We start from the raw sequence: 11,762 nt of genomic DNA, 5'->3' as shown, positions 1-11,762 counted from the left end.
TAGCGGCACAACTCAATGCAGGTTAAGGAGAAATCTGCAATTTTGCGAGTAATGCTGTGAACAGAAAGGCCACCTTCCCCTGGTAAGGCAGTGTAAACCCGACAGGCTGCGCTAAATCAGCCCTTTCTGGGTAAAGGTAACCCGTGTGGCCTCATTGAGATCCATCTCTTTTATCTTCGCAGGCGATGCCCAGGCGATCTCCTGAAACTCCTCATTGAAGATAATATCCCGGTTGGCGCTGATACAGTCGAAGATCAGGTAAATCATGTAGAGCTCTTCGCGGGTGCCGTCTGCGTAGGTTTTGCAGCGGGTGTCATCGCGAAACGTCCAGGGCCTCACATCTGTTATCTCCAGCGCTTCACCCAGCTCTTCCCGGATCTCTCGTCTGAGGGCAGCATCAATGGTTTCACCCGGCTCCATTCCCCCGCCACAGAGGGCCCACTGCCCCGGGAAGACTCCCCGATCGGCGGCCATCCTGCACAGCAGGTACTCCCCTTCATTCTCAATAATCGGGCAGACAATGATTCTCTGACGCATATTCGCTCCTCAGCCTGTTTAGTTTGTGGGACACAATATTAGAAAAATCTTCAATAACAGCAGGATTATTACAAACCATCACCCTGTCCCTAAGACCTGTGGGAAGTTTATCCAGGAAACACTTGTACTCGTCGTGCCAACCTTTTATCCATTTGACTTTTGTCGCTTTATCAGGAAACTCTTCTGGCCTCACCCCATTAACTTCATCATTATGTAAGTGGTGCAAAGAATACTCTGAGGAATAATCAATGAAAACGATAATATCAGGGACAGGCATTATGCTATTTATTTCCTCCCATAAAGCCATATAAGCCCTATATTGTGATTCACTGATATATTTCTCCTTACGCATGAAGTTAATGAAAATGTAATCTTCAAGATGAGAACGTTCCATGACCAGATTAAACCCCTTACTTATCCAGGATTTAATCAGCAGTGCTCGCTGAATCATAAAGTTTAGCTGAATAAGATAACCGTAGTTATTTGTATCATCAAAAAGATAGTGCAATAAAGAGTGGTGAATGCTTTTTTCATCAATGGCTATTGTGTGTGGATCATGCAGAAACAGAGATGTGGAGAGTCGCTTCAACAGGGTACTCTTCCCTACACCTGAGTTACCGCAGAGGCAAAGGTAAAGAGGTCTTCTGTTCAGGCATTCTGCTTTCTTGTCTGCAGACCATGGGTCCATATAAAGATAATTGTACCTCATAATATGAACTCTCTGCTTTCCAACCAGAACCGATTATTTTGATACTTAAGCATGATTTCATCATTTTCGAAGATAGCCTTTAAAATTTTATCCGGTGAGTCTGACAACATATTACCCAGCAAGGTATAAGTTTCTCCATCCGGGATGATGACATCAAAATTTGGCTCCATAACGACATTCGCTTTGTCACGCTCATCGAAGGTCGCCCAGCTTATCGGCATGGCTGGGTATGTTTTTTTCACCTTCTCCATTTTGCTAATAAATAAATTTTTGTCTATCTCAAGTTTAACTCTTTTCTCTTTCCCTACCCCTAATGGGCAAAACTGATAAAATCGCCATGCCTGAATTTTATAAGGAAGTTTTTCAACCCAACTTACAATACTTTCCAAATCAGATAAATTAGATTGAGATACAACCGTAGTAAGTTTAATATTAATACTATTCTGAGCCAGCGAAAGCCACGTCAGTATATTTTTAACCACCCTATGTTGATTACTCATTTTGTCACTGCGTATATCGGTATTTGTTTTTTCATCAATACCATCAATAGGTATCCCCACCCAATCCAGCACCGAGTTCAAACGATTATGATCCATGATAAAACGATGGCCAACAGTTGACAGGTAGGTCATGAACCCTAATTTTTTTTGCATATTCAATAATATCAATGAAGTCTTTTCTCAACGTAGGTTCTCCTCCTGTAAAACCAATACGTCGGAAACCCATTTTATACATACGATTAATGACTTTAATGGTAGTTGCAAGCGTTGAATCATCTATTCCCGGGTTTCGAAAACATAAGTCACAACCCAGGTTACACTTCGAGGTTATTCTAAAGTCTATAAGTAGATTGCTAACATTCATAAAGCTCCTTTTTAGCGATATCTAACAGTCCGTTTAACCACATTAAAATAAAGGCTTTTAATTAAGATACCCTTAAAGGAGAAGAAACCAAGCACAGATAGAAATTTTTTTCAAAAATGGGCTATAAAGCAAGAATTGTGCGATGACTATGGATTTACAGAATGCTTCGTCAGATCGTCCGGCAAAGCATTCATCATAAAGACTACGCGGTTTTATTCGTTTGTATTACTGCTCTTTCCCTGCCAGCCGCCGCCCAGCGCGGCAATCAGCTGTACGCTGGCTACCCACTGCGTGCTTTGCAGCGACAGCAGGCTCTGCTGCTGGCTGAGGCTGGTGTTTTCGGTGGTGGCAACGTCCAGATAATCGATCATGCCCGCCTGATACTGATTGCGCGTAACCCGGGCAGACTCCTTCGCCGCGTCGCTGGCGCGCTGCTGCGCCTGCACCTCGTCCTGGAGCGTATTCAGCTCAACCAGATAGTTTTCAACCTCCTGGAAGCCCTGTAAAACCGCCTGGCGATAGCTGGCGACATCCGCATCCCAGGCGGCTTTCGCCTGTTCAACCCGGGAGGAGGTGGCGCCGAAGTCCAGCAGCGTACCGCTCAGCTCCGGCCCCAGCGACCAGACGCGATTCGGCAGCGACAGCAGATGCTGAAAGGTGCTGCTGGAAAAGCCGCCGCTGGCGCTCAGGGTCAGGTCGGGATAGTAGCCCGCGATTGCCACGCCAACCGCGGCGTTCGCGGCGGCGACGTTGCGTTCGGCATAGGCGATATCGGGACGTCGCTGCAGCAGCGCCGAGGGGATGGCGGAGGGAATAGCGGGCAGCGTCGCCGTAAGCGGTGCCGCCGGCAGGCTGAACGCCGCCGGGGTGGTGCCGATAAGCATGGCGATGGCATGTTCGGTTTGGGCGCGTTGCCAGCTCAGGTCCAGCGCCGATGCCCGGGCGCTTTCAAGCTGGGTTTGCGCCTGAGCCAGCGTCGCCCGTGATTCAGTGCCCGCCTGGTATTTATTGTTGATGACCGTCAGGTAGCGCTGGTAAGCGTCAATACTCTGCTGATAAAGCGCAATCTGGCTGTCCATAATCCGCAGCTGAAAATAGTCCTGCGCCAGCTCTGACTGGGCGCTGAGGGTGATATTCGCCAGCTCCGCCGCGCTGGCCTGCGCGCTGGCCTTGTTCTCTTCCAGCGTGCGCCTCAGCTTGCCCCAGATATCCAGCTCCCAGCGGGCGCTAGCTTCCAGAGAGTGACTGTTACTGACGCTGCGCTGCCCACTGCTGGCGCTGGCGCTGCGCGTGGAGCTGCCGGTGCCGGTCACCGAAGGAAAGAGATCGGAACGGGATTCAGACACCAGCGCTTTCGCCTGGCGATACTGCGCTTCGTACTGCGCCACGTTCTGGTTCGAGATGGATACCTGGCGCAGCAGGCCGGAGAGGATCGGGTCATGGTAGACCGACCACCATTCACCCTTGCTTTGCGCATCCTGCGGCGTAGCCTCTTTCCAGCCCTTCGCCTCTTTATACTGGCTGGGTACATTCACCGCGGGCCGGTGATAATCAGGCCCCACGGCGCAGCCGCTCAGCAGCAGCGCCACTATTACCGGAGTGAGTTTCATAAATACATTTATTCCGCAGGGCGCAGTCGTGCCCACTGTCGCTTAGTGGCACGGCTGGCGCGATCGAGGTAAAGGTACACCACCGGGGTGGTGAACAGGGTTAACAGCTGGCTCAGGGCCAGGCCACCGGCAATAGCCAGCCCCAGCGGGCTGCGCAGATCGGCATCACCGCCGCTGCCGAGCGCCAGCGGGAGTGCGCCAAAAAAGGCCGCCAGGGTGGTCATCATAATCGGGCGGAAACGCATCAGGCAGGCCTGAGTGATCGCCTGCTGCGGCGACATCCCCTGATTGCGCTCGGCGGCCAGCGCAAAGTCGATCATCATAATGGCGTTCTTTTTCACAATGCCGATCAGCAGCAAAATGCCAATTAGCGCGATGACCGTCAGCTGCGTGTTGGTCAACAGCAGCAACAGCAGGGCACCCACGCCCGCAGAGGGCAGCGTTGAGAGTATGGTCAGCGGGTGGATATAGCTTTCATACAGCATCCCCAGCACGATATAGACCGCTGCCAGCGCCGCGAGTATCAGCCAGGGCATGGATGCCGAGAGGTCGGCAAAGGCTTTCGCCGTCCCCTGGAAACCGGCCTGGATGTTATCCGGCAGGGCGATATTAATCATCGCCGCTTTGATCAGCACCTGGGCCTGCTCCAGCGAGACGCCGTCGGCAAGGTTAAAGGCAAGGGTGCTGGTGGCCGACTGCCCCTGATGTGCCACCGACAGCGGCGCATTGGCCCCGCTAAAGCTGGCGAAGGCGGAGAGCGGGATCTGCTGGCCCTTATCATTCACCACGTACAGTTTGTTGAGCATATCCGGATCGCGCGTGTAGGCATCCTGCAACGACATAATCACATGGTACTGATTCAGCGTCTTATACAGGGTAGCGACCTGCCGCTGCGAGAACGCGTTGTTTAACAGCGTATCCAGCATGCTGACATTGACCCCCAGCCGCGTGGCGCGATCGCGGTCGATAGCGATCATCACTTCCTGACCGCCGGTCTGCGAGTCAGAATCCACGCTGGTGAGCTGGGGGATCGCCTCCAGCGCGGCTTTAACCTTTGGCGTCCAGATACGCAGGGTGTCCAGATCGTCTGCCTGCAGGCTGTACTGGTAAGAGGCATTGGCGCTACGACCGCCAATATGGATATCCTGCGCGGCCATCAGAAACAGCTCCACGCCGGGAATGTTGCGGGTTTTGCCGCTCAGTCGGTTCGCCACCTCGGTAGCCGTAACAGTGCGCTTATCGAGATCCTTCAGGTGGACGAAGAAGTTGGCAGTATTGCGCGAACCAAACGCCCCGCTGCCCATGGAAGACATCACCCCGTCCACCGCCGGATCCTGCTGGATCAGTTTGGCGAAGGCCTGGAGCTTTGGCTTCATCGCCTGGAAAGAGACGTTCTGATCGGCCCGCAGCATGCCCATCAGCAGTCCGGTATCCTGATTGGGGAAAAAGCCTTTCTGCACCACGGAGTAGAGAAACAGGTTGAGAATAACGGTCAGGATCAGGCTAAACAGGGTGAGCCGCTGATGGCGCATCACCCAGTTCAGCGCGGTGGCATAGGCGGTCAGCAGCCGGTTAAGCCCACGCTCGATCCACTGAAACAGCGGATGTGGGCGCACGGTAACCTTTGGCTTTTTCTTCAGCAGCCGCGAGCAGAGCATCGGCGTCAGGCTGAGCGAGACCAGCATCGAGATAATCAGCGAAACGGTCAGCGTGACGGCAAACTCACGGAACAGACGTCCCACGATGCTGCCCATCAGCAGGATCGGAATAAACACCGCCACCAGCGACAGCGTCATCGCCAGTACGGTAAAACTCACTTCATGCGCCCCCTTGATTGCGGCGCGAACCGGGCTCAGCCCCTCTTCGATATAGCGGGTAATGTTCTCCAGTACCACGATAGCATCATCAACCACAAAGCCGGTGGCGATTATCAGCGCCATCAGCGACAGGTTATCCAGGCTGTAGCCCAGCAGATACATCACCGCGCAGGTGCCAATCAGCGACACCGGCAGCGCCAGCGCCGGGATCAGCACCGCCTGTACGTTACGCAGGAAGACAAACACCACGCCGATCACCAGCAGCACCGCCACCAGCAGCGTTTCCTCGGTGTCATAGAGCGAGGCGCGAACGTTTGGCCCGCGATCCAGCACAATTTTAAGCGTCACATCGGCAGGCAGATCCTTTTGTAGCGCCGGGAGCTGGGCTTTGATCGCATCAATGGTTTCCAGCATATTCGCCCCGGCCTGGCGCGTCACCCCAATCATCACCGACGGCGACTGGTTGAAGTAGCCGACGTTGTACTTATCCTCGACGGCGTCGTACACCGTCGCCACGTCACGCAGTCGCACCGCCCTGCCGTCCTGATAGCTGATGACCAGGTTGGCGTACTGCCGGGCCTTGTCGAGCTGACCATTGCTGTCGACCACCCACGACTGCCGGTCGCCCTGCAGGATCCCCTTAGGGAGATTGGTGGTGCTGTTGGCAATGGCTTTGCGTACCCTATCCAGCGACAGGCCAAAATGGGTCAGCTGCTGCGGCTGAAGATCGATGCGCACCGCGGGCAGCGCGCTGCCCATCAGGGAAACGTCACCGACGCCCTGCACCTGGGCGATCTTCTGATCGATTTTGCTGTCGGCAATATCGTACAGCTCCCCGTTTGATCGGGTAGACGAGGTTAATGCCAGCATCACAATGGGCGCATCGGAGGGATTCGCCTTTCGATAGGTCGGCAGCGAAGCCATACTGCTGGGTAGCAGACTGCGGGAGGCGTTGATCGCCGCCTGGACATCCCGCGCCGCGCCGTTAATGTCACGCGACAGCTCGAACTGCAAAATAATGTTGCTTGAGCCCTGGGAACTGCTGGAGGTCATCTCGGTGATCCCGGCGATTTGCCCCAGCGAGCGCTCCAGCGGCGTGGCTACGGTGGCCGCCATCGTCTCCGGGCTGGCCCCCGCCAGTTTGGCACTGACCATAATGGTGGGAAAATCCACCTGCGGCAGCGGCGCGACGGGCAGTAGGCGATAGCCCAGCGCGCCCAGTAGCAACAACGCCAGGGTCAGCAGCAGCGTCGCCACCGGCCGGAAGATAAACAGGCGGGTGATGTTCATCCGCGATCGACCGCTTTGCGCATCCGCCGACGTCCCCGCTCGGCCAGGCGATCAAACCACAGATAGATAACCGGCGTGGAGAACAGCGTCAGCACCTGGCTGAAAATCAGGCCGCCAACGATCACCAGCCCCAGCGGCTGACGGAGTTCAGCGCCGGAACCCGACGACAGCATCAGCGGCAGCGCACCGAGCAGCGCGGCCATGGTGGTCATCAGAATGGGCCGGAAACGCAGCAGACAGGCCTGATGGATCGCTTCGCGCGGGCTGAGGTGCTGGTGCTTCTCGGCATCCAGCGCAAAGTCGATCATCATGATCGCATTCTTTTTCACAATGCCGATCAGCAGAATCACCCCGATAAGGGCAATCAGGCTGAATTCGGTTCCCGCCAGCAGCAGCGTCAGCAGCGCCCCCACCGCAGCGGATGGCAGCGTGGACAGAATCGTGACCGGATGAATAAAGCTTTCATAAAGGATACCGAGCACCACGTACATGGTCATCAGCGCCGCAAGGATCAGCCACAGCGTGTTACTGGTGGCGCTCTGAAACGCCGCCGTTTCGCCCTGATAGCGCAGCGTTATGCTGGACGGCAGCGCCAGGCTGTGGGTGGTATTAGCGATCGCTTTCTGCGCATCCTCCAGCGAGTAGCCCTTATTGAGGTTGAAGGAGATCGTTACCGCCGGAAACTGATCGATCCGCATATGCACCAGCGACCCGGTGCGCTGATGAATGGTGGCGACGGAGGTCAGCCTGACCATACCATCGGTGCTGCCGGATGACGTCGTACTGTCCGATGAGGAGGAGGTCGAACTGCTGCCCGACGCGCTGCTGCTGGAAGAGGATGTGCTGCTGTTCGATGTCGCCAGCCAGATATCGTTAAGGGAGGCCGGGGACTGCTGAAACTTAGGCGCAACTTCCAGCACCACACGGTACTGATTCGACTGGGTAAAGATGGTGGAAACCAGCCGCTGACCGAAAGCGTTATACAGCGCGGTATCCACGTCGGCGGCGGTAATGCCAAAGCGTGCAGCGGCATCGCGATTCAGTTCAACGTACGCGACCTGCCCCTGATCCTGTAGATTGCTGACCACCGAGCTAAACGCGGGCTGCTGCTGTAGCGCGACCACCAGCTTCGGTGACCACTTCACCAGATTTTCACTGTCGGCATCATCCAGCGAGAACTGATACTGATCCGGCGTGACCTGATCGTTAACGGTCAGATCCTGCGAGGCCTGCATATGCAGCTGGATACCCGGCACGCTGCGGGTCGCCTGCGCCAGCTCGGCTATCACCTTATCGGCGCGTTCATCACGGTTATCAAACGACTTCAGGTTGATCTGTAGCCGTCCGCTGTTAAGGCTGGTGTTGGTGCCGTCAATGCCAATAGTAGAGGTCAGACTGTCTACCGCCGGATTCTTCAGCACAATTTCCGCCAGCTGCTGCTGACGTTTCGCCATTTCACCAAATGAGACATCCTGCGAGGCGATAGTCACGCCCTGAATGAGGCCGGTGTCCTGCGAGGGAAAAAAGCCTTTCGGGATGACAAGGTAAAGCAGCGCGGTAAACACCAGCGTGGCCAGTGCGACCAGCAGAGTGAGCCGCTGGTGATTAAGCACGATGGTTAACAGACGATCGTAGCCGGCAATCAGTCGGTCAAAGAGTTGTCCGCCCTTGCGATAAAAGCGGCTCTGACGCTCCTCCGGAATGTGGCGCAGCAGAAAGGCGCAAAGCATCGGCGTAAGCGTAAGCGAAACGACCATAGATACCAGGATTGAGACCGCGAGGGTAATGGCAAATTCCCGGAACAGCCGCCCCACCACATCGCCCATAAACAGCAGCGGGATCAGCACAGCAATCAGTGAAAAGGTTAGCGAGATGATGGTGAAACCGATTTGTGCCGAACCTTTCAGCGCCGCTTCCATCGGCGTTTCACCCTGCTCCAGCCGCCGGGAAATGTTCTCAACCACCACGATAGCATCATCAATAACAAAGCCGGTGGCGATGGTCAGCGCCATCAGCGAAAGGTTATTCAGGCTGAAGTCGGCCAGATACATTACGCCAAAGGTGCCGACCAGCGACAGCGGTACCGCCACGCTTGGGATAAGGGTGGCCGCCACGTTGCGCAGAAACAGGAAAGTTACCATCACCACCAGCGCAATCGACAGCATCAGCTCAAACTGCACGTCGCTGATCGAGGCGCGAATGGTCTGCGTGCGGTCAGAAAGTACCTGGACTTTGACGCCGTCCGGCAGGGCGGCCTGGAGCGCGGGCAGCTGCGCTTTGATGGCATCAACCACCGAGATAACGTTGGCTCCCGGCTGGCGCTGGACGCTGATTACAATGGCCGGGCGGTCATTTGCCCAGGCAGACTGCCAGGTGTTCTCCGGTGCCTCTTCAATGTGTGCAATATCATGCAGCCTCAGCGCCGCGCCGTTCTGCCAGGTGAGGATCAGATTGCCATACTCTTTTGCCGTACGGAGCTGATCGTTAGCGTCAATGGTGACCGAATGATACTGCCCGTCAAAGCCGCCTTTTGAACCGTTTACGTTGCTGTTGCCGATCAGCGTGTTAACGTCTTCCAGCGTCAGGCCGTGCGCCGCCAGCGCGTTGGGATCGACCCTGACCCGAATAGCGGGCTGATGCCCGCCCGCCAGCGTAACCATCCCCACACCTGAAATTTGCGACAGCTTGAGGGCAATGCGCGTATTAACCAGATCCTGCACTTTGATCAGCGGCAGCGTGTCAGAGGTGGCCGCCAGGGTAATGACGGCGGTATCCGCCGGGTTAACCTTTTTATAGGTCGGCGGATTGGGCAGATCGCTGGGCAGCAGGTTATTCGCCGCGTTTATCGCCGCCTGTACTTCCTGCTCGGCGACGTCCAGCGAGAGATCGAGAGAGAATTTTAGCGTAATCACCGATGAACCGCTGGCGCTGCTGGAGGCCATCTGGCTCAGGCCAGCCATCTCACCTAACTGACGTTCGAGTGGCGCAGTGACCGATGACGCCATCACGTCCGGGCTGGCACCGGGGTAGAGTGTCGTCACCTGAATGGTGGGATAATCCACCTGCGGCAGCGCAGAGGTAGAGAGATAACGGTAGGCAAAAAGGCCAGAGACCAGCACGCCCACCATCAGCAGAATAGTGGCAACCGGACGTTCTATGAAGATGCGTGAAGGATTCATTTCTCCTTCTCACTCCCGCTGGCGACCTGGGTATTTTTGCCCGGCGCTGCCTGAGCCGCGCTGCCACCGGCAGCGTTCATATTATCAGCGGGCGCATCGCCAGCGGCGGTGATAATCGAAACTTTGCTGCCGCTGCTGAGGCGGTCAATGCCTTCGGTGACGACGCGGTCACCGGCCGCCAGTCCGCTAAGGATCGCCTGCTGCGTGTCCCCCAGCGCCGGTCCGGTTTTGATCGCCTTCCTCGTTACGGTGTTGTCTTTATTGATTAGCCAGACAAAGCTGCCGTCGCTGCTCAGCTGTAGCGCCTGCGCCGGGATCACCACCGCCTGCTTAAGCGTTCCGATCTGTAATCGCAGATTAACAAACTGGTTGGGGTAGAGCGCCTCGTCCTGATTCGCGAACAGCGCTTTCATTTCAATGCTGCCGGTGCTGGTGTCAATCTGATTGCTGATAAAGCGCACGCTTCCCTGCGCCAGCTCGGTGCTGCCATCCTGATCAAACGCGGTGGCCGCAAGGCTCTTATCGTTATGCAGCGCCTTTAACAGCGTCGGAATATTATTCTGCGGCACGCTAAAGGTGACGGCGGCTGGCTGCGTCTGGGTAACGGTGACAATACCGGTGGTGTCCGAGCTGTGAACCATATTGCCCGCATCCACCAGTCGCAGACCCACGCGCCCTGAGATGGGCGAAGTGATGCGTGCAAAATCAATATTCAGCTTTGCCGCCGCAATCTGTGCCTGGTCAGCCTTAATGGCACCGCTGTACTGGCCAACGGTGGCTATCTGGCTGTCCAGATCCTGTCGCGAGAGTGAGTCCTGCGCAAACAGCTTACGGTAACGTGCCAGCGTCAGCTCTGCACTTTTGAGCAGCGCCTGATTTTGATTCAGATCGCCCTGGTACTGGGCCATCGTCGCCTGATAGCTGCGCGGGTCAATCTGCGCCAGCAGCTGCCCTGCCTCCACTTTCTGCCCTTCGGTAAAGAATATGTGCATCAGTTGGCCGTCAACCCGACTGGTTACGGTCACTGTCGCATTGGGGGTAACCGTGCCCAGCGCAGTCAGATAGACGGGCACATCCGCAGTAGTTACGTCACCTGCATGCACGGGTGTGGTCAACCCGCGCCGCATACCTGGCCCACCAGGACCGCCCGGTCCCTGCATCTGTGCCTCTCCGCCCTTCGAACCGGCACCGGGCCAGAAACGCCAGGCCAGCAGCGCGATAAGAACAACCAGGATCAGAAAAATAATTTTTCTACGTCGGGATGATGAGGCTTTAATAGTCGTCTGGGTCATGAGGCTCAGTGGAGTCAACCAAAGTGAGGTATTTAACGGAAGCTACGTGCCGCTACCAGTATCAGGCAGGCCAGGCCGGCCCACTGCCATTATGGGTTATTCATTAGAATAAATTCTATCTTCATCGGGTAAGAATTTCGTAAGGAAGTCTGGCAATTGACGGTTTATACCCTTTGCCGCATCGCGATTAAGCGTAGTGGGTAAACGACAATGCCGCATGCTGACTGGCAGCAGTCCGGTGGATATCATTTCAGCTGTATTTTGCAAAACCTTTCATTATACAACATTTCTGACAAATGTAATGCATCTTAGCCCTTCACCCCATGAGAGGAAATAACGCACTTACAGGTAATGAACGATAAGAACAAACACTTTCCAGTCTCAGAGTATCACCCTGTAGAATGGCAGTATCAAAAACAGACACCCCTCTTAAATCGTACATGTCAGCAGTGTCGTAATAATAG

General features: G+C 55.4%; 8 protein-coding genes. All 8 read right to left on the bottom strand.

Going from position 1 to position 11,762, the window contains the following annotated elements; all coding sequences use genetic code 11:
* Nucleotides 1-111: 111 nt before the first annotated feature.
* A complete protein-coding gene (nudI, locus tag AC4PCC_RS03725) occupies nt 112-537 on the bottom strand; it encodes a nucleoside triphosphatase NudI (RefSeq protein WP_492126441.1) in 426 nt (141 codons plus the stop codon).
* Nucleotides 503-1,225 (bottom strand): deoxynucleoside kinase, encoded by a 723-nt coding sequence (locus AC4PCC_RS03720; protein ID WP_492126440.1) that lies wholly within the window; start codon nt 1,223-1,225, stop codon nt 503-505. Before AC4PCC_RS03720 ends, nudI begins: the two co-directional genes overlap by 35 nt.
* Before the next feature lie 17 nt (nt 1,226-1,242).
* Nucleotides 1,243-1,899, bottom strand: coding sequence for a radical SAM protein (locus AC4PCC_RS03715; protein WP_492127613.1), 657 nt, complete (start codon nt 1,897-1,899; stop codon nt 1,243-1,245).
* Nucleotides 1,832-2,110 (bottom strand): radical SAM protein, encoded by a 279-nt coding sequence (locus tag AC4PCC_RS03710; RefSeq protein WP_492126439.1) that lies wholly within the window; start codon nt 2,108-2,110, stop codon nt 1,832-1,834. The genes AC4PCC_RS03715 and AC4PCC_RS03710 overlap by 68 nt, the downstream gene beginning before the upstream one ends.
* 212 nt (nt 2,111-2,322) lie before the next feature.
* Nucleotides 2,323-3,720 (bottom strand): efflux transporter outer membrane subunit, encoded by a 1,398-nt coding sequence (locus AC4PCC_RS03705; protein WP_492126438.1) that lies wholly within the window; start codon nt 3,718-3,720, stop codon nt 2,323-2,325.
* An 8-nt stretch (nt 3,721-3,728) separates the two neighbouring features.
* Complete coding sequence (locus AC4PCC_RS03700) at nt 3,729-6,827, bottom strand: multidrug efflux RND transporter permease subunit (protein WP_492126437.1); 3,099 nt, start codon at nt 6,825-6,827, stop codon at nt 3,729-3,731.
* On the bottom strand, nt 6,824-10,006 hold the full coding sequence (locus tag AC4PCC_RS03695) for an efflux RND transporter permease subunit (protein WP_492126436.1): 3,183 nt from the start codon (nt 10,004-10,006) through the stop codon (nt 6,824-6,826). The genes AC4PCC_RS03700 and AC4PCC_RS03695 overlap by 4 nt, the downstream gene beginning before the upstream one ends.
* The gene (locus tag AC4PCC_RS03690) at nt 10,003-11,298 is read right to left on the bottom strand and encodes an MdtA/MuxA family multidrug efflux RND transporter periplasmic adaptor subunit (protein WP_492126435.1); all 1,296 of its coding nucleotides are present in this window, start codon (nt 11,296-11,298) and stop codon (nt 10,003-10,005) included. The genes AC4PCC_RS03695 and AC4PCC_RS03690 overlap by 4 nt, the downstream gene beginning before the upstream one ends.
* Between the last annotated feature and the right edge of the window lie 464 nt (nt 11,299-11,762).

This window comes from Erwinia sp. L03-1, assembly GCF_058686115.1.
This window is presented reverse-complemented; position numbering and strand designations above follow the sequence as displayed.